Source organism: Mangrovibacter sp. MFB070, assembly GCF_000705335.1.
Lineage (GTDB): Bacteria > Pseudomonadota > Gammaproteobacteria > Enterobacterales > Enterobacteriaceae > Mangrovibacter > Mangrovibacter plantisponsor.
Genome location: NZ_JJMI01000039.1, coordinates 1 through 24,829, shown reverse-complemented (window position 1 = coordinate 24,829; position 24,829 = coordinate 1). Strand labels below are relative to the sequence as shown.

General features: G+C 49.8%; 18 protein-coding genes. 8 read left to right on the top strand and 10 right to left on the bottom strand.

What is annotated here, in order from left to right; translation table 11 throughout:
• Positions 1–169 precede the first annotated feature (169 nt).
• The gene (locus tag DT73_RS18365) at positions 170–1,813 is read right to left on the bottom strand and encodes a bifunctional diguanylate cyclase/phosphodiesterase (RefSeq protein WP_036112959.1); all 1,644 of its coding nucleotides are present in this window, start codon (positions 1,811–1,813) and stop codon (positions 170–172) included.
• Between the two features lie 297 nt (positions 1,814–2,110).
• Complete coding sequence (gene cybB / locus DT73_RS18360; RefSeq protein WP_036113612.1) at positions 2,111–2,644, bottom strand: cytochrome b561; 534 nt, start codon at positions 2,642–2,644, stop codon at positions 2,111–2,113.
• 183 nt (positions 2,645–2,827) lie between these two features.
• On the opposite strand from cybB, the gene DT73_RS18355 reads away from it, so the two are divergent.
• Positions 2,828–3,739: an alpha/beta hydrolase gene (locus DT73_RS18355; protein WP_036112956.1), complete on the top strand. Its 912-nt coding sequence runs from the start codon at positions 2,828–2,830 to the stop codon at positions 3,737–3,739.
• Positions 3,740–3,741: 2 nt separating this feature from the next.
• On the opposite strand, the gene DT73_RS18350 is transcribed toward DT73_RS18355, so the two are convergent.
• Positions 3,742–4,530, bottom strand: a complete 789-nt coding sequence (locus DT73_RS18350; RefSeq protein ID WP_072006996.1) for a YdcF family protein — start codon at positions 4,528–4,530, stop codon at positions 3,742–3,744.
• 415 nt (positions 4,531–4,945) lie between these two features.
• Between DT73_RS18350 and DT73_RS18345 the strand changes: the two genes are divergently transcribed.
• On the top strand, positions 4,946–6,268 hold the full coding sequence (locus DT73_RS18345) for an MFS transporter (protein ID WP_036112951.1): 1,323 nt from the start codon (positions 4,946–4,948) through the stop codon (positions 6,266–6,268).
• Between the two features lie 36 nt (positions 6,269–6,304).
• Here the strand turns inward: DT73_RS18345 and DT73_RS18340 are convergent, their stop codons facing one another.
• Positions 6,305–6,778: a GNAT family N-acetyltransferase gene (locus tag DT73_RS18340; RefSeq protein ID WP_051691464.1), complete on the bottom strand. Its 474-nt coding sequence runs from the start codon at positions 6,776–6,778 to the stop codon at positions 6,305–6,307.
• A 58-nt stretch (positions 6,779–6,836) separates the two neighbouring features.
• Between DT73_RS18340 and DT73_RS18335 the strand changes: the two genes are divergently transcribed.
• The gene (locus DT73_RS18335; RefSeq protein WP_036112950.1) at positions 6,837–7,496 is read left to right on the top strand and encodes an O-methyltransferase; all 660 of its coding nucleotides are present in this window, start codon (positions 6,837–6,839) and stop codon (positions 7,494–7,496) included.
• 141 nt (positions 7,497–7,637) lie between these two features.
• Here DT73_RS18335 and hrpA read toward each other — a convergent pair whose 3' ends face one another.
• A complete protein-coding gene (hrpA, locus tag DT73_RS18330; protein ID WP_036113603.1) occupies positions 7,638–11,531 on the bottom strand; it encodes an ATP-dependent RNA helicase HrpA in 3,894 nt (1,297 codons plus the stop codon).
• 208 nt (positions 11,532–11,739) lie between these two features.
• Between hrpA and DT73_RS18325 the strand changes: the two genes are divergently transcribed.
• The gene (locus DT73_RS18325) at positions 11,740–12,339 is read left to right on the top strand and encodes an FMN-dependent NADH-azoreductase (RefSeq protein WP_036112947.1); all 600 of its coding nucleotides are present in this window, start codon (positions 11,740–11,742) and stop codon (positions 12,337–12,339) included.
• A gap of 101 nt (positions 12,340–12,440) precedes the next feature.
• On the opposite strand, the gene DT73_RS18320 is transcribed toward DT73_RS18325, so the two are convergent.
• From DT73_RS18320 to DT73_RS18310, 3 genes are read right to left on the bottom strand one after another with little or no spacing between them, the layout of a single operon-like run.
• On the bottom strand, positions 12,441–12,710 hold the full coding sequence (locus tag DT73_RS18320) for a YdbL family protein (protein WP_072006995.1): 270 nt from the start codon (positions 12,708–12,710) through the stop codon (positions 12,441–12,443).
• Positions 12,711–12,756: 46 nt separating this feature from the next.
• Complete coding sequence (locus DT73_RS18315; RefSeq protein WP_036112943.1) at positions 12,757–12,945, bottom strand: YnbE family lipoprotein; 189 nt, start codon at positions 12,943–12,945, stop codon at positions 12,757–12,759.
• Entirely contained in the window at positions 12,942–15,575 is a 2,634-nt protein-coding gene (locus tag DT73_RS18310) for a YdbH family protein (RefSeq protein ID WP_036112941.1), read from the bottom strand. Before DT73_RS18310 ends, DT73_RS18315 begins: the two co-directional genes overlap by 4 nt.
• Before the next feature lie 213 nt (positions 15,576–15,788).
• On the opposite strand from DT73_RS18310, the gene DT73_RS18305 reads away from it, so the two are divergent.
• Positions 15,789–16,778: a 2-hydroxyacid dehydrogenase gene (locus DT73_RS18305; protein ID WP_036112937.1), complete on the top strand. Its 990-nt coding sequence runs from the start codon at positions 15,789–15,791 to the stop codon at positions 16,776–16,778.
• Positions 16,779–16,903: 125 nt separating this feature from the next.
• A complete protein-coding gene (locus DT73_RS18300) occupies positions 16,904–17,326 on the top strand; it encodes an META domain-containing protein (RefSeq protein WP_036112933.1) in 423 nt (140 codons plus the stop codon).
• Here DT73_RS18300 and DT73_RS18295 read toward each other — a convergent pair whose 3' ends face one another.
• Complete coding sequence (locus DT73_RS18295) at positions 17,327–17,602, bottom strand: DUF333 domain-containing protein (RefSeq protein WP_036112929.1); 276 nt, start codon at positions 17,600–17,602, stop codon at positions 17,327–17,329.
• A gap of 314 nt (positions 17,603–17,916) precedes the next feature.
• On the opposite strand from DT73_RS18295, the gene nifJ reads away from it, so the two are divergent.
• Positions 17,917–21,450, top strand: coding sequence for a pyruvate:ferredoxin (flavodoxin) oxidoreductase (gene nifJ / locus DT73_RS18290; RefSeq protein WP_036112926.1), 3,534 nt, complete (start codon positions 17,917–17,919; stop codon positions 21,448–21,450).
• Positions 21,451–21,481: 31 nt separating this feature from the next.
• Here the strand turns inward: nifJ and DT73_RS18285 are convergent, their stop codons facing one another.
• On the bottom strand, positions 21,482–23,743 hold the full coding sequence (locus tag DT73_RS18285) for an autotransporter outer membrane beta-barrel domain-containing protein (protein ID WP_036112923.1): 2,262 nt from the start codon (positions 23,741–23,743) through the stop codon (positions 21,482–21,484).
• A 208-nt stretch (positions 23,744–23,951) separates the two neighbouring features.
• On the opposite strand from DT73_RS18285, the gene DT73_RS18280 reads away from it, so the two are divergent.
• Positions 23,952–24,674, top strand: coding sequence for an HNH endonuclease signature motif containing protein (locus tag DT73_RS18280; RefSeq protein WP_235234541.1), 723 nt, complete (start codon positions 23,952–23,954; stop codon positions 24,672–24,674).
• The last annotated feature ends 155 nt before the right edge of the window (positions 24,675–24,829 follow it).

Below are 24,829 nucleotides of genomic sequence, written 5' to 3'. Positions count from 1 at the left end.
AATAACTCTCTTTAAATTTATAAGGGGTACAAAGAAAGCAATACCAATGACATCGGCATCCGTAGCCGTTTTATTACGCCTTAAAAGACATTTTGCGTAGCGTTAACAAGATTATGCCGGGAGGATCACACTTTCCCGGCGAGAGGAAAACAGAGGAATGCAAAGTGCGTTATAAATGGTCTATGTCTGTCGGTTTACCAAATAAAAAGCCCTGGATCTCACTACACCCTTCTTCCTCCAGAATGCGTAATTGCTCAGCAGTTTCTACGCCCTCGGCAATCAGTGGCGTATTGATGGAGTTACCCAGTGAAATGATGGCTCGCACAAAAGAACGTGCTTCATAGCTTTTCTCAACGTTATTGAGAAAGCTTTTATCCAGTTTTATCACATCAAACTGGAACTCCCGCAGAGTACTCAAAGAAGAATATCCAGTACCGAAATCATCCAGCGCAATACTTATTCCCATTTTTTGAAATTGATGCAACACATTGAATGTTAGCTTTTTATTAACAATAAACGCTGTTTCCGTTACCTCGAATTCCAGCAGGCTCAGGGGGTAAGCAGAACGTTGCAACAATGTGCGTACTCGCTCAATAAAGTTGGGGTGGCGTAATTGCACTGGTGAAATATTGATAGATATTTTCTTATTAATTTCCCTGTCCATCGCTTCCTGGCATACGGTACTTATCACCCAGTAGCCTAATGGAACAATCGCGCCACTTTCTTCAGCGATAGGGATAAAAACATCAGGTGAAACCGGCCCAAGGCGGGGATGATTCCAGCGTAACAGTGCCTCATAACCTGAAATCTCTTTATCTTTGATGGCGCGTTTTTCCTGGTAATGTAGATAGAACTGCCCTTCTTTAATGCCCTTGCGGATATCGCCTGCCAGCATATTGCGATAACGTGTTTCTTCATCCATGTCTTTTTCATACCAGCATATTTTCACGTCCGTTGCCTGCTTTGCCCGGTACATTGCAAGGTCTGAATTACTGAGGAGCTTTTTAATATCCGTTGCATCATCAGGGTAAACCGCAACGCCCATGCTGGCTGACACAGAAAATTCGGTTGTGGCAAATTTTTGCAACCCGGAAAAACAGGCATATAAGCGGGAAGTGAACGCGCGTGCTTCCAGGCGGTTGTTGTAACCTTTTACCGCAACAAACTCATCACCGCCAAAACGGGCAACAATTTCGTCTTTACCCAGTATTTTGAGGGTTTGTGCGGCAACTCGTTGTAAGAGCTGGTCGCCGATATGGTGGCCTTCGATATCGTTTATATCTTTGAACTTATCCAGATCAATAGTGCAAACCGCAATACGCTGGTATTCGCTATTGTTCAGTAACTGTTCGACAAACGAGAAAAACTCAACACGGTTTGGCAGACCGGTTAGTGCATCGTACCGCGCCATCCAGGAGATTTTGTCATTGATCTCTTTTTGTTCGCTAACGTCCCGGGTGATTTTGGCAAAGCCAAGATGCACACCTTCTTCATCGTAAATCGGGTCGATAACCACATGAGCCCAGAAACGGGAACCATCTTTTCGGTAGCGCCAGCCTTCTCCTTCATACTGACCATGTTCTAAAGCTAGTTGAAGGTTACGTTGTGGCAAACCCGCATTGCGGTCCTGTTCACTGTGGAAAATACCGTAATACTGGCCGACGATTTCATCGCTACTGTAACCTTTTGCCCGGTGTGCACCTTCATTCCAACTGGCGACCGTTCCGTCAGGATTCAACATGTAAATGGCGTAATCCTTTACTTGCTCAATAAAATGGCGATAGACAAAATCACTCAGTCGCTTGTGGCTCATGTAAGACGGCCCCTGTTCCAGGTATTGTAATTAGTAAAATAAAAACTTTTTCTCACAAGCTTTATCGCCTGTCACTCGTTTTTCTTTATGTTTTTCGCCCGGATAGATTATTTACACCCGTGCTGTTTTGTAGCGCAGTTCACACTGTGTGTATGGCCCACAAACCGCGCAGCGGGTATCGGACAGACAGAGTATTTAACCAGGTTTACAGTCTGGGTCGCAGAAAAGAACGAGAGAATGCTTCAGGAAAAACCTGCCACCGATTTGCCAGTGTGCAGCGGCAGGTTTCAGAGGTGATTAACTGGATTTTTTACGCGGCATCATGCGCAACAACGTGTTGTCTTTCCAGAAGTAATGGTGCGCAAGTGCGGCAGCGGCATGGAGACCAATAATATAATATCCGACAGTTGCCACCAGCTCATGGATATCTTTTACCTGCCAGGCGAAATCTTCATTCGGTGTGGCGGAGACTGGCATGGGCAGGCCGAAAATCGCCCAGTCATTACCGCGATAGTAACGATAAATAACACCTAATAGCGGCAGTGCGATAAACATCAGGTACAGCACCAGGTGTGCCAGGTGAGATAACCCCGTCACCATGGGCGATGGTTTAGGCTCAATCGGTGGGGTTGGCCAGATGGCCCGCCCGGCGAGGCGCGCTACCATCAGCACCATCACAAGGATCCCTGAACCATAGTGCAGACTGCTGAGTACGGGACGGAAACTCCGCGGGAAGAAGCCCCGCAACTCCATGGAGCAGTAAGCGATAATCACCAATAAGAAAACCAGCCAGTGCAGCGTTATCTGAACCGAACTGTACTTTCCACGCATAACGACATCCTCAATATTCAGTGAAGTGTTCAACATACTGATTACGCATTAAGAATTCATTAGTTTTTCTTTGCTTTCAGTGCGAAAAAACGGTGTTTTGCATAAGTAACAACCGTTTCAGGGTTAGTGGTAAGCTGTTGTTTACCCGTTGAGAGCACAAGTTATGCTTTGAGAAGGACACATATGCCCCCTGATTACCAAACTATAGCGCGCCTGGAGCCAGACGAAACATTTACCATCTGGCCTGCGGGCGAAGCACCGGGCGCACATACCAGCCCGGCGCACTATGTTCTTACTGAACGCAGTACACTCGCCAGTTTGCCAGACCGTGCCGCAACTGGAATCAGGGCGCCACTCATCAGCGCCTGGCGGCCAAAGGAGCCTAATGGGGTTGCACTATTAGTGGCACCCGGTGGTGGTTATAACCGTGTGGTGGTTGATAAAGAAGGCAGCGACCTGGCAGCACGCTTTACAGCACAAGGGTATACATTGTTTGTCATGACCTACCGCATGCCCGATGGCGGCCACAGTGAAGCCAGCCTGGCGCCACTTGCAGACATTCAACGTGCCATCAGGGTTATTCGCACACGCTCACCAGAGTGGGGGTTAAATGCACAACGCATTGGTGTTCTTGGCTTTTCTGCCGGGGGGCACCTTGCCGGCAGCCTTGCAACACACTTTGACTACCCTGCTTACCCGGCAATGGATGAAGCAGACAGCCTCAGCGCACGCCCGGATTTCGCTGCGCTGATGTACCCGGTTATTACCATGGATGCAGCGTTAACTCACCCGGGTTCAGCCCGTGCTTTACTGGGCGCAACTCCCGAGCCACTCTGGCGGCAACACCATTCACTGGAATTACAGGTTCGTGCTGATATGCCCCCCGTATTTCTTGCCCATGCTGCTGATGACCCTTCGGTGCCTGTCGCAAACAGCCTGCTAATGTTTCAGGCGTTACTTGCCCACAAGGTTCCTGCCGAAATGCATATCTTCCAACAAGGGCAGCATGGTTTTGGTATTCGCGGCTGCCTTGATTTACCTGCCCAAAGCTGGCCTGAACTGCTCATGAACTGGGTCGAAGCGCAATACCCGTGATGCTATGCAAGTTTGCGTGCAGCAAGCATGCCCCGCAGAGGCTCGCAGGCAGATAAACGTTGCCACGCCAGCATGATTTCTTCAGGTAGAGGCACATGGGCAATAAAACCTTTACCTGCGGGCCCATAGCCATTGTTGTCATCATACAGGCGTGGCAGTTCCCCCATGACCAGCTCAATAAAACGGTTAACCGGCCATAAACCTGTGGCTTCATTTTCAAATGCAATATCTTCGCATTGGCCGGTTAACCTGGGCACAAACCCTGGCGATGACACACAGTCTGGCAGGATGGAAACCTGGTTTTTCAGGCGGGCAAATGTAGCCATTGTACGCCGTTGCATGGTTGGGTCCTGAACCACAACCAGTTGCTGTGGTGCCAGGCCGCGTAATTGCATTAAACGCCACGAAAAATCAACATTTTCACCGCAGTTGGTCGCCTCACATTCGAGTAATATTTGCTCGGGCGGCAGGCCAGCAACGGTGGCTGCCATTTCACCAATCACTGATGCTTCGGTACGCCCACCAGTATGAATGTGCTGGTAGCGAGAGCTTTGCTGCACCGCCTGATATAACCACCCCGTAGAATGGCCGACACCACCGGTTATCAGCAAGAGTGCCTGTAATTCACGGGCCTGATGAAAAGCATGTTCAATAACTGGCAATACAGCATTGCCAGCCAGTACAACTATTGAAGAACGTGATGTATCAATATCAGTATCCTGCCGGGCAAGCCAGTTACTGACCAGGTTAAGGTCTTCAACCATATTGTAATTTTTTCCATGTGCTGCCATAACGCTGCCTGAAGATGCTTCCAATGGTTCTCTCCTGCGCTGTTTGTCCCGGTAATGAGGACGATGAATTATTCGGCATAACCGATCACTTCACCCCAAAACCATGCTTGTGCCATCTTATTCTTTTTACGAGTAAAAAAGCCAGAATCCTCCAAAAAATACCGGGTTGCACCTGGATCAACCCCTGATTTTTAATTCTTTTTAAGAATTTAGTTACCTGTTGAGATATTTAGACAAAATTTATCGCCACTAATTTTCACTTTCTCACTGAAATTAACATTCAGATAACTTGATTAATCATTTTTACATACCTAACTTGCTAAAGCGTTAACAAATATTTTACACAAGGTCGCACCCGGCTAAACAGGCCAGTGGTTTTACTTTGTATTACTTCATTCACGTGGCGAGGATATTTATGGTTACACATGAAAGCAGCACCACGATTTTACGGAAAAACAAAAAGGTGCTGATTGCCAGCCTGACTGGTAGCGCAATTGAGTGGTTCGATTATTTTCTTTATGGCACGGCAGCCGCACTGATGTTTAACAAATTATTCTTTCCCATGGTGGATCCGGTTATCGGGATGATGCTTGCCTGGTTGTCTTTCTCACTCACCTTCTTCATTCGCCCAATTGGCGGCGTAGTGTTTGCACATATTGGCGACCGAATCGGGCGCAAAAAGACGCTGGTACTGACCCTTTCTCTTATGGGGGGTGCCACGGTAATGATTGGTTTACTGCCGGACTACAACAGTATTGGTTTGTGGGCTCCAGCCTTACTGATTTTATTGCGGATTATTCAGGGAATGGGTATTGGTGGTGAATGGGGTGGCGCATTGTTACTGGCCTACGAATACGCACCTGCATCGCGTAAAGGTTTCTTTGGCAGTATTCCTCAGGCTGGGGTCACCATTGGCATGTTGATGGCGACATTCATGGTATCTCTGATGACCTTATTCAGCGAAGAGCAATTCCTGGCGTGGGGATGGCGAATTCCGTTTATTTTAAGTGCCGTACTGGTGCTGTTGGGGCTTTGGATCCGGAAAGATATTGATGAGACACCTGATTTCAAAGCAGTCAAACAGTCAGGGAAACTTAGTAAGACCCCATTACGTGAAACACTGAAATACCACTGGAGACAAGTGTTAATCGCTGCCGGGTTGAAGGTAGTGGAAACGGCACCATTTTATATTTTTTCAACGTTTGTGGTTAGCTATGCCACCGGCATTCTTACCTATGAAAAATCCCAGGCACTGGAAGCCGTCACACTCGGGGCATTAGTCGCCACAGTGATGATTCCGTTGATGGGTTTGCTTTCGGACAAAATTGGCCGGGCGCGCATGTATACCGTCAGCGTTATCATGTTGGGAATTTTTATTGTGCCCTGGTTTATGTTGCTCAATACCCACACCACCTGGGGTATTGTGGTTGCTACGGTAATTGCGTTCGGTATTTTGTGGGCGCCGGTCACGGCAGTGCTCGGCACACTGTGCTCAGAGATTTTTGACGCAAATGTGCGTTATACGGGGATTACGCTGGGGTACCAACTTGGTGCGGCACTGGCAGGTGGCACTGCGCCACTGATAGCCACCGCGCTTCTCGCGCAATCAGGCGGTGACTGGCAGCCTGTCGCTATTTACCTGGGCATTACCGTGCTTATTTCACTGGTCGCCATTTATGCTGCCACCCGCTCCAGGCATTGCGGAGCTCTGCATACAGAACCAGAGTCGCTATCTTAGCTGCCGTGCCGCCACTGCGCGGCGCATGGTAAATGTTCACAGAGGGCGGGCAAAACAGACTGCGTCTTCCCGCCCCTGGTATGGCCCGTAGTTTTCCCTAACCTGAAACCCCTGCCGTAGCCAGAACTGAACTGCGCGTTCATTAACTTTGCGTGTTTCCAGCCACAATGCGGTGAACCCCTGCAGACGGGCATGGTCGACCAGACTGACAACGAGACTGGTGCCTACGCCTCTGTATTCAGGTACCACATACATACGCTTAACCTCAGCAATACGGGCCTGTATATCCAGTGGGCGGCATGCCACGCAGCCGACTGCTTTGTGTTCCGCTGTGCGGGCAATCAGGAAAAAACCGTCACTGCCTGCAAGACTGGTTGCTGAAAAACGTTGCGCTCCACTACTGCCAGTGATAGCAGATAATTCCAGCGATAACGCCTGTTGTAATGCCAGGGCATCGTAGCTGGTTGCAGACTCAGCCTGGATGCTAATTACGATGTCACTGTTCTTCATTATTTTTATGTATAGTGGTTGTTGAATTTTTGTTAGGTTAATCCCTGCGAGGTGAACAATGCAAGAACAGTGGTCAGCTGTAGATAACTGGTTAATGTCAGCGTTACTGCCGCAAGATGAGATACTGGAACGGGTGTTGAAAAATAACCAACAGGCAGGCCTGCCTGCCATTGATGTTTCCCCAGCTCAGGGACAATTTCTTGCAATGCTGATTACTATTTCTGGTGCACAACGTGTTCTGGAAATTGGCACTCTGGGTGGCTACAGTGCTATCTGGATGGCAAGAGCATTACCTGAAAGCGGTAAAATTGTCAGCCTGGAATTTGACCCGCACCACGGGCGTATTGCACAACAGAATATTGATTTAGCCGGTGTTACTGGCAAAACAGAAATTATCATTGGCCCGGCGCTGGAGTCGCTGCCGAATCTGGCTCAGCAACCGCCATTTGATTTTATTTTTATAGACGCAGACAAACGCAACAACCCGGCCTATTTAGACTGGGCACTGCGGCTGTCGCGCCCTGGCACACTGATTTTTGGCGACAACGTGGTGCGCAACGGCGCAATTACCGATGCACAACACCCCGATCCCCATGTTAAGGGTATACAGGCATTTTTGCAGGACGCAGGGCAATCGGGAAGGTTAACCGCCACTGCTCTACAAACCACAGGGATCAAAGGATGGGATGGTTTTATGCTGGCGCGGGTTAACCATTAAGCAGGCTGCATACTGGCAGGGCTACTGAACCGCTCAGTAGCCCTGTAGTTAGTAACGGAGTAGTTAGTAACGGAGTAGTTAGTAACGATATCGTTAGTACCTGTTTTCAGATACCTGTGTTGCAATACCTCAGGTAACCGGTTATTCCGTTATGGCATCCATCGCCTGGAGAATCCGTTTATCGGATACCGGAAAAGGCGTGCCCAGTTGCTGGGCAAAATAACTCACCCGTAGCTCTTCTATCATCCAGCGAATTGCCAGCACATCTTCGTCTTCACGGCGGTTGGCAGGTAATTTGTTGAGCCATTTCACCCACGCCTGCTGCACCTGGTCCACTTTCAGCATTTGCGCCCGGTCACGATGCGGGTCAATGGCCAGTTTTTCGAGGCGCTTTTCGATAGCCTGTAAATAGCGCAGTGTATCGCCCAGTCGGTTATAACCGTTTTGTGTAACAAACCCACGGTAAACCAGCCCTGACAACTGCGATTTCACATCGGAAAGAGCCAGTGCCATGGTCATATCCACCCGCCCTTTCAGGCGCTTATTGACAGCGAAAACGGCCGTCAGGATCTGCTCAACCTGGCTTGCGATATCTACCACCTGGTCATTCAATTCCGCACGCACTTTTTCATGCAACGCCTGGAACCCCGCGTCATCCCAAACCGGCCCTCCGGCATCTGCAACCAGCTTGTCTACACCACAGGCAATGCAGTCGTCGATTAAATCCAGCACCTTACCGTAAGGGTTAAAATAGAGCCCAAGTTTGGCTTTATTGGGCAATTTTTCATGCAGGTATTTAATGGGCGATGGGATATTGAGCAGCAGTAAACGCCGCAGCCCCAGGCGCATAGCCTGCTGTTGTTCATGGGGGTTATCAAACAAACGAATGGCAACACTGTCTTTGTCATCCACCAGTGCTGGCCATGCTTTTACCCGGTAGTTACCGCGTTTTTGCTCGTAACTTTCAGGTAAAGCGCCAAAGCTCCAGACATGCAGGCCACTTTGCTCAATGCCATCATCAGCAACCGCAGACAGCGTTTCCTGAACTTTTGCTTTCAGAGTTTCTTTGAGTGCATCTAAATCCCGGCCTTCACGCAGTTTCTGGTTTTTGTCATCAACCACACGGAAAGTCATTTTCAGGTGATCAGGAACCTGTTCCCAGTGCCACGACTCGCGGTCAACAGTGACACCGGTCATTTTGCGTAACTCACGCTCCAGGCTGTCGAGTAATGGTTGCTGGCCATCGGTGCGGCCCAAAAATGCCTCGGCATAGTTCGGCGCAGGGACAAAATGACGGCGTACTGGCTTAGGCAAGGATTTAATCAATGCAATAACCAGTTCACGCCGCAACCCGGGGATTTGCCACTCAAACCCGGCTGGCGAAACCTGGTTAAGCAGTGGTAACGGGATATGCACTGTCACACCATCGGCATCATTACCCGGTTCAAACTGGTAAGTCAGGCGTAGTTTCAGTGCACCCTGATGCCAGAAGTTCGGGTAATCAAGCTTGCTGACCTGCCCGGCACCTTCTTTGATCAGCATGCCTTTTTCGAAGCTGAGCAAATCAGGCGACGCTTTACTGGCTTGTTTCCACCAGGAGTCGAAGTGGCGTGCAGAGATAGCTTCGTGGCTGATACGCTGATCATAGAAATCAAACAGTGTGTCGTCGTCTACCAGGATGTCGCGGCGGCGGGATTTATGCTCCAGCTCTTCCACTTCCGCACGCAGTTTCTGGTTTTCACGAAAGAAACTGTGCCTGGTTTGCCAGTCGCCTTCCACTAGCGCGTGGCGGATAAACAACTCACGGCATAATACCGGGTCAATCGGGCTGTAATTAACCGGCCGGGCAGCAACAATAGGTAAGCCAAACAAAGTGACTTTTTCTGTTGCCATAACGGCACCCTGTGCCCGTGACCAGTGCGGTTCACTCCAGCTGCGTTTAATCAAATGCTGTGCCAGCGGCTCAACCCACTCTGGTTCAATTTTTGCAGCAATTCTGCCCCATAAGCGGCTGGTTTCAACCAGTTCAGCCACCATTACCCAGCGCGGCGGTTTTTTAAATAACCCGGAGCCCGGGAAAATAGCAAAGCGGGCATTACGAGCACCAGTAAACTCCTGCTTTTCGGCATCCTTCATGCCAAGGTGAGATAACAGGCCGGTAAGTAACGCGGTATGTACGGCGCGGTAATCACCCGGTTCGCTGTTGACCGGTAAGCGGAAAGTTTTAACTACCTGGCGTAACTGGGTATAGATATCCTGCCACTCTCTTACCCGCAGGTAATTGAGGTATTCAGCACGGCACAAGCGGCGAAACTGGCTGGATGAAAGCGCACGTTGCTGCTCACCCAGGTAATTCCACAGATTTACCCAGGCCATAAAATCCGATTCTTTATCATGGAAACGGCGATGTTTTTCATCTGACGCCTGCTGTTTCTCTACCGGACGCTCGCGCGGGTCCTGAATAGATAAGGCCGATGTGATTATCATCATTTCGCGCACACAGCCTTGTTTCGCACCTTCCAGAACCATACGCGCCAGACGCGGGTCTACAGGTAACTGTGCCAGTTGGCGGCCTTCTGCTGTCAGCCGCCAGCCATCCCCTTGCTTATTGTGGGTAATAGCACTGAGTTCTTCCAGTAACCGTACGCCGTCCTGAATGTTGCGTTTATCCGGCGCCTCAACAAAGGGAAAAGCTGCAATGTCACCCAGCCCCAACGAAGTCATCTGCAATATGACTGAGGCCAGATTGGTGCGCAGGATTTCCGGGTCGGTAAACTCAGGGCGCGAGAGAAAATCGTCCTCACTGTACAGACGAATACAGATCCCTTCAGATACACGCCCACAACGGCCTTTCCGCTGGTTAGCTGAAGCCTGAGAGATGGGTTCAATGGGCAGGCGCTGAACTTTGGTACGGTAACTGTAGCGGCTGATACGCGCAGTACCCGGATCAATCACGTATTTAATGCCTGGCACTGTCAGTGATGTTTCTGCCACGTTGGTTGCCAGTACAATGCGCCGCCCGGTATGAGACTGGAATACCCGGTTCTGTTCACTGTTAGACAAACGGGCATACAACGGCAGAATTTCTGTGTGCGGCAAGTCCAGTTTATTAAGACCGTCTGCAGTATCACGGATTTCCCGTTCACCACTCATAAAAATAAGAATGTCACCCGGGCTTTCACGGCCCAGTTCATCCACTGCATCAAAAATTGCCTGCAGCTGGTCACGTTCGGTGTCGTCTTCTGTATCCACAATCGGGCGGTAACGCACTTCAACCGGGTAAGTGCGCCCGGAAACCTCAATAATGGGCGCATTATTGAAATGGTGGGAAAAGCGTTCCGGGTCAATGGTTGCCGAGGTGATAATAACTTTTAAGTCCGGGCGGCGAGGCAGTAACTCTTTTAAGTAACCCAACAAGAAATCGATGTTCAGGCTGCGTTCGTGGGCTTCATCAATAATTAATGTGTCGTACTGCATCAGCATGCGGTCTTGCTGAATTTCTGCCAGCAAAATACCGTCGGTCATCAGTTTGACATGTGTCTGTTCGCTCACCTGGTCGGTAAACCGCACCTTGTATCCAACGCACCCACCGGGTTCAGTGTTGAGCTCTTCCGCAATACGGTTGGCAACAGTGCGCGCTGCAAGGCGCCGTGGCTGAGTATGGCCAATCAGGCCTTTCACACCCCGCCCTAACTCCATACAGATCTTAGGTAACTGGGTTGTTTTCCCGGAACCGGTTTCCCCGGCCACAATGACGACCTGGTTATCGCGCACTGCCTCAAAAATAGCCGCTTTTTTTTGGCTGACTGGCAGGTTTTCCGGGTAGGTTATCTCCGGGCGGCTTGCCAGGCGTTGTAACACACGCTCCTGAGCCTGGTTCATCTCTTCAGCGAGCGTAGTCAGAATGGCTTCGCGGGATTCCGGACGGGTCTTTTTAACCCCATGCAGACGGCGAGAAAACGCCTGGCGGTCACGCAACATCAAGTTATCAAGCTGCGCAAATAACGCATTCAAAGTTATAGTTTTATTGTCCATATATTCTGTATCGACGCGGCCCGTTGCAGGTTTGCCGGGCCCAATAACAAGCATGCCTTCAGGGTAACACATTCAGCAGCAATACGCCTTGTTCAAAAAATTCGAACATACAGTTCGATTAATTGCACTATCTCTGCCTGCCATTTGTAAATAGAGTGAGATGATTCCGCGCGTTTACGCGCCCACTCGTATCAAAAAGGAAGTATGAATGAGCAAAGTGCTTGTTTTGAAGAACAGTATTCTGGCCGGTTTTTCCCAGTCCAACCTGTTGATTGACCACCTGACCACTCAGTGGCAGGAAAAACACAGCGCCGATACCATTACGGTACGTGACCTGGCGACCGATACTGTGCCGGTACTTGATGGTGAGTTAGTAGGCGCGTTACGCCCCAGTGAAGCTCCGCTTACCCCACGCCAGCAGGATGCACTGAACCTGTCTGATACGCTGATCAATGAACTTAAAGCACACGATGTGATTGTTATTGCCGCACCGATGTATAACTTCAACATCACGACTCAGCTTAAGAACTACATCGATTTTATTGCTCGCGCAGGTGTAACTTTCCGCTATACCGAAAACGGCCCGGAAGGTTTGCTGACCGGTAAACGCGCAATTGTCGTGACTACCCGTGGTGGTATCCATAAAGATTCCCCGACCGACCTTATCACCCCTTACCTGAAATTGTTCCTCGGGTTTATTGGCATTACTGAAGTTGATTTTATTTACGAAGAAGGTGTGGGTTACGGCCCGGAAGTTCTGGCTAAAGCCCAGGCTGAAGCCAAAGCCGCCATTGATGCACTGGTGTAATATTTATACCCGTTCATAAATTAGCTTTATAAATGCAAAAAGGGAAAAGACTTCTTTTCCCTTTTTTGTTCTTTGCTGTATGGCTTCGGGCCGGGTATGTATCAGTGCTTTTGTACCCACAGGCCATTTACGCCCCGCACATACTCACCTGGTTTTGCTCTTTCAACCAGTTTGCTGCCAGCCAGGCGGGCGACATCATCCTGCGGAACATTGTTTTGAGCAGCCAGTTGCCGGTAGCTCTCTGCCCGCGCCTGGTTAATTTTAGCCACCAGGGCTGTTGTTTCGCGGTCATTGCTGCGCGCGGCGATATACCCACTGAAGGTTTCGCCCACTTTACCTTGTTCACGAGCCTGTTGCAGTGTCAGCGCCATTACCGGCGTGCTTAACACTAACAGTACCAGCCCTGGTATGGCTCGCTTAAAACAGGTCGCTGCGGTTTTTAAGGAGTGTTTCCACGTCCTTGTCCACCTTGATATGGATCTCATGTTCAATTTTCACGTTCATATTGATAGTAATTGGCGCTTCAGGGGCAGCCAGCTCAATTCTTGGGGTACAGCCAGCCAGCATCACTGCCAGAACAGGCAACCAGAAAGCCTGTTGTTTCATTGTTTCTCCTTACATTGATGGCTGCCAGTGCAGCGCTGTTCAGTCAATTGTGCATTTTGCTCCAGCCATGACTCCAGATTGTCGGCAAAACGCAAACTTCGCCACAGCGTAAAAATATTCTCTTCATGGTGGTAATTCAGGTTAACTTTCGCTGATTTACCTTCACTATAGCTGGTGCCCTGAACCTGGGTTGATAACCGCAGCACGCCCAGGTTATCGACATTGATATTGCTCCATGAATGGTTAATTTCCATATAGCGCAGCCAGTTTATCGCCGAGCCAGCCGTTACGTTGTCACGCACTATTGCATCGGCCATATCTTTGTCGAGCCGGAAAGTGAGAGGCCCGGGGTTGGTCAGCCAGCCATCTTTCACAATCCACTGCGGATTATTCAGCCACAGTGGCAACCCGCCACTGATACGGCCTGAGACCGCTAACTGTTTGGCATGTACCGCCGTGAGAAGTTCACTGGAAGACAGATTATTAAGGCGCAACAACGCGGCGTCATGCTGTGGCAGGCGTAACTGGCGCATCTCAATTTTGCCGCCCAGCACTTCAACACTGACATTGCTCAGTTGCAACGGATGGCTGTCGTCCCATGGGACCCAGCCCTGTAAATCCGCATTTAAATGGGTTGCCGTAAACTGGCTGGACACCTTGCCTACCTGCAAACGCACCGGGCCACGGGTCCCCAGGTGCCATACCCCCTGAGAGAAACGGAAAGGTAAGGTGAAGTTAACATCGCTGATTTCGTTATCAGGCAGTTGTGCTGCGCCTTTACGGATAACGCCATGCCCACCGGCTTCAAAACCCTGGCTGACAGCCGCAGAAAACGCAACCTGGGCCGCCAGGCCACCATCAGTGAGGTGTAACTTCATATCCGGAGGAATAAGTGACTGGAAATGAGACAACCCCTGTACTGGCCACCACGCTTTACCCCGCAAACGCGTACCATCCCAGCGAGAATAGACCGTGACAGACCCCAGTTTCCCGGCTACCAGTTCGCCACGCAGATTAAACGCGTCAGGGTTTTGCCCCATTAACTGGAAGGTGAAACTTGCCGGGTCAAGATAGCTGCCGTTACTAAACGTTGTTTTCCCCGTTTCGAGCGCCAGTTTCCCGGCAAAAGCTGGCAACTGTGGGTTACGTTGCCAGCTCAAAGGTTCACTCAGCGTCAGGCGAGGTTTGGATACTGTCATGCTGCCATAACGCAACTGGTCAAAACCTGTGGAGAGCGTATTCAGGGTAATCAGGCTGTCATGCCATTCACCTTCGCCCTGCACATCCCAGCGAGCCTGCATAGGGTCAAACACGCCGTTACCCCAGTAACGCCAGCGCCAGCGGCCATTGTCTGGCAAAAAGTCATTCGCCACACCATCCAGGTGAATAACAAATGCACCCAACTGGTTTTCATGGGCTTTCAGAATTGCCTGTAACCTGCCAGCAACGCCATTGCGAGTCAGTTGTACACCAGCAAGTGGCAGACGGACATCATCGATATCCAGTGAATCAACCAGCCTGCCACGAGAACGCAGCAGCGCACCGGGCAGGAAATGCAACACAGAGGATTGCAACGGGCCACTCAGCATTACAGGCAACCCCACATAGAAAATCATGTTGCCCTGTTTTATTTCACCTGTGAGGCGTGCGGGCAGCGCACTGTCAACCAGGCTCAGTTTACCCGGCCCCAAAGTCATTACCAGGTTCCCTTTCCCGGCATCCCCTTCAGTGAGTGCATTAAGGCGCCCGGATACCACCGCCAGCTCAGGGCCGCCAGACCAGTTGTCTATAGTCAGGTAAATTTGCCCTTTTGCCTTGCGGTTATATTCACTCCACTGCCACTGACCATGTTCAATACTTATTTGTTGAGGTGACACTTTCCACGGTAGTACCAACAGTGGTTGTTTACCCGGCACGGATGCCCGAATTTCTCCCTGATTTCCCTGCCAGTGAAATTCGGCCAGCACGGGTTCAGGTAAATCCGGCACAACAAAGTGGGCATACAATTCACCCTGTTCGGGCAAACCATCTGGCACCAAATTTAGTGAAACTGCGCCTTGTAAAGTAACCGGCTTGTCCTGCCCTGGCACAACAACCGCCATATCACTGATAGTGAGTAATTGCCCGGCAAGCCGGGCATGTAATTTGAGCTTATCGCCCTGCCAGGACAGCAGTTGACGCTCAGAAGAAACCGAAAGATGTACCTGCCCGCCGTATTGCTGCCAGGGCACAACGTTGACATGTTTTATCCACAGGTCGCCTCTGGGCAACAATTGCTGTATCCGGGTTAATGTTTGTGGCGGTTCACTCCCTGGTTGTGCGGGTAAACCAGCAGCACACTGCGGGTCTGCCGTCAGAGAATTTGCTGAAAGGCGCCAGTATTGGGGGTGTGAAAGTTGTAACTGGCTGACATCAACCAATGTACAGTCTCCCACTTTGAGCTGGAGACCAGGCAAGGTTAGCTGGCGTAAAGTGATTTTGGGTTCAGCGGTTAAGACCAGTTGCATACCTGTTGGCAGCCACAAACGGGCAAGCGCAGGGAGCCACACTTGTACGCTCGCAAACAGCACAAATGGCAGCAAGGCAACCAGCAAAGCCAGTGTAATAATTATCTTATAAGAACCCTTCATGGGTAGCCGCCGTCCTTCTTCGCCAGGTAAATCTGTCGCCAGTTGGTACCCGGTTATTTTTACATGATTGGGCAGTGCTTTAAACCCTGTCGTCGGCCAGTTGCTGGCTGACCAGTCTTAACATGGAAATATCTTAATTAAACCACTTTTAACTATTTGTTTAACTTATTAAATGGTGACAGAATTTATATAAACTTCGATTGGAGAAACCCGATGAAACTTGCGGTCTACAGTACCAAACAGTATGACAAAAAATACATAGAGCATGTGAACAAGGATTTCGGTTTCGGACTGGAATTCTACGACTTTCTCCTGACCGAAAAAACGGCAAAAACTGCAGTTGGGTGTGATGGCGTGTGCATCTTCGTTAATGATGATGGCAGCCGCCCGGTTCTTGAGGAACTGAAAAGTCTGGGTGTCAAATTTATCGCCTTGCGTTGTGCGGGCTTTAATAATGTTGACCTCGATGCCGCAAAAGAACTTGGGCTTGCTGTTGTACGTGTGCCGGCTTATTCACCGGAAGCGGTTGCTGAGCATGCCATTGGCCTGATGATGAGCCTTAATCGCCGTATCCACCGTGCGTATCAGCGTACCCGCGATGCCAACTTCTCTCTGGAAGGCCTCACAGGTACTACTTTGTTCGGCAAAACAGCGGGCGTGATTGGCACCGGGAAAATTGGCGTTGCTATGCTGCGCATTTTGAAAGGCTTTGGTATGCGCCTGCTGGCGTTTGACCCATACCCTAATGCGGCAGCACTGGATATGGGTGTGGAATATGTGGATTTGCAAACACTGTATTCCCAGTCCGATGTAATTTCTCTGCACTGCCCGCTTACGCCCGAAAACTACCATTTATTAAACCACAGTGCTTTCGACCAAATGAAAAATGGTGTGATGATTATTAACACCAGTCGTGGCGGGTTAATTGACTCACAAGCGGCAATCGATGCACTGAAAACACAGAAAATTGGTGCGCTGGGCATGGATGTTTATGAGAATGAACGCGATCTGTTCTTCGAAGATAAATCCAATGATGTCATCCAGGATGATGTCTTCCGCCGTCTTTCTGCATGCCACAATGTGTTGTTTACCGGGCATCAGGCGTTTTTGACTGCTGAAGCATTAATCAGCATTGCGGAAACAACCTTGAATAATCTTAAACAACTGGAAGCGGGCGAATCCTGCACCAATCAGATTGCCTGATTTGCTACACTAAGTCTGTTGCCGGATAGTTAGCTGTTGCTGGCAGCGTAACGGCAGTACGTATACGTTGCCGGCATACCTTATCCTGTGAATAACGGACATGGACACTCTCAGGGAGTAATAAAATGAAGAAAGTGATACCCGCTTTACTGGCTATGGTGGCTCTGGCTGGTTGCGCTCAGGAAGGTTCGGCCCCTGTAGGCGCACAACTTGCTGACCAGTCGTTTGTACTGAAAACATTCAATGGCAAACCACTGGCAGATAACTCGCGCCCGGCAAGCCTGCGCTTTAGCAATACGCTGCAAGTATCAGGCAATATGTGTAACCGCTTTATGGGCCAGGGTAGCCTTGAAGGTAATACCCTAACGGTTGCAGGAATGGCAGGCACCAGAATGCTGTGCGTTGACCCACAAATGAACCAACTGGATAATGTTATCGGCAAGATGCTAACCCAGGGCGCAACAGTAACATTAACTGCTGATACGCTTACCCTGAAAGCTAATGACGATACTCTGGTTTACCAGCGTATGGCAGGTACCGGTAAATAATCAGTACGTTCCACAATTACCCGCGGCAAGTGCGTTCTCGTTACAGCGTTTGCCGTTGGGTAATGCACAAGTGCCAATCATGGAGCCATCAAGCTGGCGTGCCGCAAGTACCATTCCGCCTACCATTGCACAGTTTGCCTGGCCTGTGCCGGACATGACTGATTCGAGTGGGCTGCGGGTATGTGCCGCAGTTGCTTGTTGTACCGGTTCATTACTACTGCATGCTGTGAGAAAAAGAAGCGCCACCCCTGCCGCCACAATAAAACCTGCCTTCATGCGTTTTCTCCTGTCCACCCGGGCTGTGTCTGTATAGTCTTTTTTGACAAAACCTTTGCATCATAGGCCACACTTTTCACTACGTCGACCCTGAAACCCGCGAGTTTTCAGGGTTTTTGCTATTTTTTTTGTTACGGCGCACGTTTTTAACTCATGCATTAAGTGACAGTGTCACGAATTATTCTGTAACGAACAACCAAAACGCCAGGACACGGGGAGAAAAATTGCTTCGCTTCGGGTTTGCTAGACTCAAAACATAATGACAAAAAGCCTGCACTATGCAGGCCTTATGAATGCAATGTTGAGGAACTTTTATGATAACCACTGATGGCAATGGCGCTGTTGCGTCCGTCGCGTATCGTTTAAATGAAGTTATCGCCATTTACCCCATAACCCCAAGTTCCGTGATGGCGGAACAGGCAGATGCCTGGTCTGAAAATGGGGTAAAAAATGTTTGGGGTGATGTCCCCAGAGTTGTCGAGATGCAATCTGAAGGTGGTGCGATAGCAACAGTTCATGGTGCGTTGCAAACCGGTTCGCTGGCCACCTCTTTTACCTCATCTCAGGGGTTGTTGTTAATGATCCCAACGCTTTATAAACTTGCCGGGCAACTTATGCCCTTTGTGCTGCATGTGGCAGCAAGAACCGTAGCAACCCACGCGTTATCCATTTTTGGCGACCATTCGGATGTCATGGCTGTCCGCCAGACCGGTTGTGCGCTGTTGTGTTCGTCCAGCGTACAAGAAGCTCAAGACTTTGCCCTAATTTCGACCATGGCAACTCTTGAAAGCCGGGTGCCTTTTGTGCACTTCTTTGATGGTTTCCGTACTTCCCATGAGATCAATAAAATCTCGCCGCTAAGCGATGATACATTGCTCAAACTGATACCTGAATCAGCCATCCAGGCTCACCGCGGGCGGGCACTGGACCCGGAGCACCCGGCTATTCGTGGTACATCGGCTAATCCGGATACCTGGTTCCAGGCCCGGGAAGCCACAAACCCGTGGTATGACAGGCTCAGTGGTATAGTTGAGCAGGCCATGGAAGCATTTGGCGAGCAAACCGGGCGGCACTATCAGCCCTTCGATTATTACGGGCACCCACAAGCTGAACGTGTGGTGATTATCATGGGTTCAGCCATCGGTTGTTGTGAGGAAGTTGTTGATTACCTGGCCGCCAGAGGTGAGAAAGTCGGATTGCTCAAAGTCCGGCTATTCCGCCCTTTCAGTGCGCACCATTTTTTATCCGCACTCCCCGGTAGCGTTACTGATATTGCGGTAATGGATCGCACCAAGGAACCGGGTGCTGTTGCTGAACCCCTTTACCTTGATGTCATGACAACGCTGGCCCAGGCCTGGCAACAGCACCAACGGGCGACACTGCCCCGGGTTATCGGTGGCCGCTATGGGTTATCTTCTAAAGAGTTCGACCCGCGTTGCGTGCTGGCTATCTTTAATGCACTTAGCCAGGCCGAGCCCCCCACCCGTTTTACTGTGGGGATATTTGATGATATTACTCACCTTTCTTTGCCGTTACCTGATGAATCCCTGCCATCGTCCTCCCGCCTTGAAGCCCTGTTTTATGGCCTGGGCAGCGATGGTTCTGTATCAGCAACCAAAAATAACATCAAAATTATTGGCAACAGCACCCCCTGGTATTCACAAGGTTACTTCGTTTATGACTCCAAGAAGGCCGGCGGGCTGACAGTTTCGCACCTGCGTATTGCGGATACACCGGTACGCTCTACCTGGCTGGTAGAAGAAGCCGACTTCATTGGCTGCCACCAGTGGCAATTCATTGATAAATACTCAATGGTGGACAAACTGAAACCTGGCGGTATTTTCCTGGTAAATACCCCTTACCCGGAAGAGGAAGTGTGGCAACGGCTTCCACAGGAAGTGCAGGCGGTATTGCGCCATAAACAAGCCCGGTTATGGGTTATCAATGCTGCAAAAATCGCCCGCGAGTGCCAGCTAGGCGCACGGATAAATACGGTCATGCAAATGGCTTTTTTCCATTTAACGCAGTTATTACCGGGCAGTAAGGCACTGGATGCTTTACGGGAAGCCATTGCGAAGAGTTACCAGAGTAAAGGCCAGGAGCTGGTAGAGCGCAACTGGCAAGCTTTAGCACTGGCCGAATCATCGCTTCATGAAGTACCAACAGGTGATGTTGACAATGGCAGCCACCACATGCCGCCGGTGGTCTCGCACACCGCACCGGACTTCGTGAAAACCGTCACCAGTGCCATGATTGCCGGGCTTGGAGATAAACTCCCGGTTTCCGCATTTCCACCAGATGGCACATGGCCCGTTGGCACTACACGCTGGGAAAAACGCAATATTGCTGAAGCGATTCCCATCTGGAATCCGGGAATTTGTACCCAGTGTAACCACTGTGTTGCCGCCTGCCCACACTCCGCAATACGAGCAAAAGTTGTCGAACCTGAAGCCCTTGATGCAGCGCCGGAAACATTGCAGTCACTCGATGTTAAATCACGGGATATGCGGGGTCAGAAGTACGTATTGCAGGTAGCACCGGAAGATTGCACAGGTTGTGATTTGTGTGTTGAAGTTTGCCCGGCCAAAGACCGTGAAAACCCGGATATTAAAGCGATCAACATGCAGCCACGTCTTGTGCATGTTGAGCAGGAAAAACAGCATTACGACTTCTTCCTGTCGCTGCCAGACCGTGATCGCAGCACACTTGAGCGGATTGATATCCGCACGTCACAACTGCTTACTCCATTGTTTGAGTATTCCGGAGCCTGCTCCGGTTGTGGTGAAACGCCTTATATCAAGCTGCTGACGCAGCTTTTCGGCGACCGTTTGTTGGTAGCCAATGCCACTGGCTGCTCTTCTATTTATGGTGGCAACCTGCCAACCACACCATGGACAACAGATGCCAATGGCCGCGGCCCGGCATGGGCAAACTCGTTGTTCGAAGATAACGCTGAATTTGGTTTGGGCTTTAGGTTATCCCAGACTCAGCATCGCAAACGGGCTGAACGCCTGCTGGCAGAGCTGGGTGGCACAGTACCTGACACCTTACGCAGTGCGTTAAGTGAACCGGTAAGTATTGAGGAACGCCGCGAGCAAATCAGCCAGTTGCGCGCTCTTCTTCCTGATATTGCCTCACCCGCAGCGGCTGAACTGCTGCATGTGGCGGACTACCTGGCAGAGCGCTCTGTATGGCTGATTGGTGGCGACGGCTGGGCTTATGATATTGGCTATGGCGGGCTGGACCACGTGATGAGCCTGACCGAGAACGTTAATGTGCTGGTGCTGGATACCCAGTGTTATTCAAATACGGGTGGGCAGGCATCGAAAGCCACACCGCTGGGTGCGGTGACTAAATTTGGCGAGCGCGGCAAACGCAAGGCACGTAAAGATTTGGGCGTGAGTGTGATGATGTACGGGCATGTGTATGTTGCACAGATTTCTCTGGGAGCCCAGTTAAACCAGACAGTTAAAGCCATTCAGGAAGCGGAAGCATGGCCCGGGCCGTCGCTGATCATTGCTTACAGCCCTTGTGAAGAACATGGCTACGACCTGGCCCTGAGCCACGACCAGATGCGCCAACTGACTACCAGTGGTTTTTGGCCGCTATACCGGTTCGACCCGCAACGGGCAGAACAAGGGAAAGTCCCTTTACAACTTGATTCCAGACCACCTTCAGATGCACTACGGGAAGCATTACTCAATGAGCAACGTTTTAAGCGCCTGAACAGCCAGCAACCTGAGGTGGCAGAGCAATTGTGGCAGGAAGCAGCGCATGACCTGCAAAAACGCTACGACTTCCTGGCGATGCTGGCCGGGAAAGGCGGGCCAGGCCAGCCCGCTGAATAAGAGTAAACCCCGGGTGTTGCCCGGGGAAAAATCAAAATGCAATACGGAAACCAGCAGTGCCTTCAATGGGTGACTCTATATAGCGCCCTTTCTGGTAAGCTGCTTCAGCATAAATATGTGTGTGGGCACTGAGCGCCATTATGGTGCCTGCACCATATCTTGCTGAGGTACCATCTGTATTATTGGTAATATGGTGCTGCCCGTTGATAACAACTTTATTGCCTTTGGCAAACTCCTGTACCACCGCCACATGGGCATAAGGCTTAACTGACCAGGTATTTGCCTGCCATTGCGTCCCTACCCGCGTTCCCGCTTCCAGTTTACTGGACAGGCTGCGGCCCGTTTGTGCCGTCATCCCATTGGTTAATGACACATCGCCATTGCGCACCTGAAAACGCGTGCCACGCACATAAGGTGTGAGATTTACCGGTTGTGATTGCATTAGCCGCCAGCCAGCTTCGCCATCCAGTGTGTAACCATAGCGTAGCCAGTGGCCTGTTGTACGCTGGCCGTTCGTCATGGTTGCGCTTAACTGATTTTTAAAGCGATGTGTTTTTACTGCAGCATCAAGGTAGAAGCCGGAATCCTGCAACCACGAGGTGTACAGGCCACCAGAAGCACTGGTGATTTTGCTTTTACCACCCCGGGCATGCTCAACATGGTTATCGGAAAACGCAATATAGCTACCCAAAACCCAGTCTGCGCTCTCAAAGCGATTACGCCTGTCTGCCCCAATGCCCATACCATGTTGTTGCATGCTGAATGCAGCGCCATTATCGGCATTAACCCGGCTGTAGCCTCCCAGATAATGCCCCCATATATGGCGGTCTTCATCATTACGCATTGGGAGTGTTTGCCGGTATGCTCTGAGTGCATCCAGTTCATGGCTCATCACATTGAGTGGTGCTGTTGCCATATTGAGGACGGCGTCAGTTGAGGGTGTGGTAATGGGTTTTCCACCGCCATTTTCATTCCCATTATTGCCGTCCCCGCCACCGCCGTCTCCACCATCACCTCCGTCTCCACCATCACCTCCGTCTCCACCATCACCCGGCTCGTCGGTCAGTGCACCCAAATACCAAATGTTGCCGTTCAGATTGTCTTTGTCTTGTTGGTTGTAAAGCGTATACATATACGCGCCGCCATCAACAGCGTATCTTGCGGTACTTTGTTCATTGCCAAGGTAAAAATCAATATCACCCTGTTTGTCCTGAATAAGGTTGACAGTCAAATCATTATGGTCACTAATTTCTCTACCGGAGTCGTTAACTATTACACCAAAGGTTCCGGAGCCCTGTTCAATGGTGACAAAATTAGTCGTGCGGTCTGCTAATGAGGTATTAAACATAAACTGCCCATTACCTTCTATATTACCTATCGTCAGTGCCGGGAAGTTTTCGTGGCTGTTATCCGGCAGAAAAGCAATAATGCCATTTTCGACATTCAGATTATCAATATGCGCAGACTCCCAGGCGGAACCAGCGTTAATACCGGTAATAACCAGTATTCCTCCATGATTAATCACCGAATCAGCTGTTGCGCCGTCATCCATCCATAACTGACCATTGTTATTCAGGTTAACGTTATTTACCGCCTGCGCACCAGATTCAAGCCAGGTTTTGCCGCCCTCATTAATTGTTGTACTTACCGTTTTCCCCCCGGCGTTTACTACCTGTAACCCGCCCTCATGAAGCGTTGTGCTGTTCGCTACCGCTCCGGCCCGGACGGTTTGCTGGCCACCATAAACCCGGGTGTCTGTTGCCTCGCCCCTGACATCCTGCATACCGGCCAACATAATTGTTTCAATGGCCAGGCCACTAACCAACTGAGTCCCCCCGTGGATCTCTGTGTTTTCCGCTTTGCCATCTACCAGCACATTTTGATCGCCACCGCTGTAAATTTTGGTGGAATATGCACCGCCATAAACTTCCTGAAAACCACCGAATTCAATGGCTGTATCAAATGATACGCCTCCATTTAAGATGCTTTGTTTACCGCCATCTTCTATTACTGTGTTTGTGGTGAAGCCGCCATCCTGAATAGTTTGTGTACCACGGTAATTAATGGTAGTTTCATGAGCATTACCATAGATATATTGATTAGCACCAGAATTAATAGTTGTTACTTTCGCTTCACCAAAAACATTCTGTACATCACCCGCACCGAGAATGATGTCAGTGACACTTTCACCAACATTGATGTCCCCGATATTTTGAGCGGAGATTTTTGCAGAAAAAAACACACTTCCCACGGCAAGTGACAACGCCAAAGGTTTCATTGCGTACTGTTTCATTAAGCCTCCTGCTTTTATTAAGAAATCTTTTCACATCAAAAACGGCGCCATCCTATAGTTTTATTATTTTTTTGAAAACCAGGCAGGGATCAATTTTCTAAATCTTTACGTCTAAATACTTAATCAGTTATTTAAATAATATCTGGTTATTAATTACCTATAAAACCTATTCAGTGGATTTATAGATAAATTAATTTTACAGACTGCATTGAGCCACTCCAGCTGGTTATACATCGGCCCCACCACCCGGGCTGGCCAGTTAGCTGTTGAATCAGCCACACTCAGAAATCAGGCGATAATCAACAGCAAAGCCGCAGGCAGACTGCTGGCAACTGGTGGGCTATATAATGGTAATATTGAAGGCTTCCGGCGTACTGCCGAGCAGTTAGGCGGCGATGCTGCAAAAGGTTATGATCAGGTACTCAATCAAACGACCTCAGGATTGCTAATATCGGCAGCATCACTTCTGGTCGTAAGAAACCCAATGGCAGCAGAAGAACTTACAAGTTATCTTGGGAAATACAAGCAAGCCCATGTTCTTTTGGATGACATGAATGTTCAGCAGATAAATTATCTCAGACGCGACCGTGGTGAATATGCATTGCTTCGTAATCAATTTAATAGTTCAGTCCGACCTAATTTTCTAAAGTCACTGTCCGAACATCCTGATGCATTGTCAACGTTTGATGCTGGTAGTCTGGAAAGGCTTGCAGGTGGTAAGACTCCCGCTGGGTGGCAGGTTCATCACAAGATCCCTCTTGATGATGGTGGAACCAACGATTTTGATAACCTCGTTCTCATCCAAAATTCACCCTATCATTCAGCACTAACAAAAACACAGGCGATCATAACTAAAGATCTTCCGTATAATTCAGGTACAGATGTTTTGTGGCCCTCGCCGAATGGCGTCATTTACCCAGTAGGGAAATAGGTGATCAATGTGAACGATACCAAACAGTGTATAAACCAATTTAAGAAGCTTATGGTTGCCGACAAGTATCACGTAACTAATCCTGTACCTGCTAAAGTTATGTCAGACTTGATGCAAAGCCTCCCCCCTGCCGATTGGGATGAGACCAAACAAAA

Coding starts and splice junctions, on each gene's coding strand:
- DT73_RS18350 (WP_072006996.1), bottom strand. CDS start 4,530: ATGGCAGCACATGGAAAAAATTACAATATGGTTGAAGACCTTAACCTG.
- DT73_RS18325 (WP_036112947.1), top strand. CDS start 11,740: ATGAGCAAAGTGCTTGTTTTGAAGAACAGTATTCTGGCCGGTTTTTCC.
- DT73_RS18340 (WP_051691464.1), bottom strand. CDS start 6,778: ATGAAGAACAGTGACATCGTAATTAGCATCCAGGCTGAGTCTGCAACC.
- DT73_RS18335 (WP_036112950.1), top strand. CDS start 6,837: ATGCAAGAACAGTGGTCAGCTGTAGATAACTGGTTAATGTCAGCGTTA.
- DT73_RS18310 (WP_036112941.1), bottom strand. CDS start 15,575: ATGAAGGGTTCTTATAAGATAATTATTACACTGGCTTTGCTGGTTGCC.
- DT73_RS18285 (WP_036112923.1), bottom strand. CDS start 23,743: ATGAAACAGTACGCAATGAAACCTTTGGCGTTGTCACTTGCCGTGGGA.
- DT73_RS18315 (WP_036112943.1), bottom strand. CDS start 12,945: ATGAAACAACAGGCTTTCTGGTTGCCTGTTCTGGCAGTGATGCTGGCT.
- cybB (WP_036113612.1), bottom strand. CDS start 2,644: ATGCGTGGAAAGTACAGTTCGGTTCAGATAACGCTGCACTGGCTGGTT.
- DT73_RS18320 (WP_072006995.1), bottom strand. CDS start 12,710: ATGGCGCTGACACTGCAACAGGCTCGTGAACAAGGTAAAGTGGGCGAA.
- nifJ (WP_036112926.1), top strand. CDS start 17,917: ATGATAACCACTGATGGCAATGGCGCTGTTGCGTCCGTCGCGTATCGT.
- DT73_RS18300 (WP_036112933.1), top strand. CDS start 16,904: ATGAAGAAAGTGATACCCGCTTTACTGGCTATGGTGGCTCTGGCTGGT.
- DT73_RS18295 (WP_036112929.1), bottom strand. CDS start 17,602: ATGAAGGCAGGTTTTATTGTGGCGGCAGGGGTGGCGCTTCTTTTTCTC.
- hrpA (WP_036113603.1), bottom strand. CDS start 11,531: ATGGACAATAAAACTATAACTTTGAATGCGTTATTTGCGCAGCTTGAT.
- DT73_RS18365 (WP_036112959.1), bottom strand. CDS start 1,813: ATGAGCCACAAGCGACTGAGTGATTTTGTCTATCGCCATTTTATTGAG.
- DT73_RS18305 (WP_036112937.1), top strand. CDS start 15,789: ATGAAACTTGCGGTCTACAGTACCAAACAGTATGACAAAAAATACATA.
- DT73_RS18345 (WP_036112951.1), top strand. CDS start 4,946: ATGGTTACACATGAAAGCAGCACCACGATTTTACGGAAAAACAAAAAG.
- DT73_RS18355 (WP_036112956.1), top strand. CDS start 2,828: ATGCCCCCTGATTACCAAACTATAGCGCGCCTGGAGCCAGACGAAACA.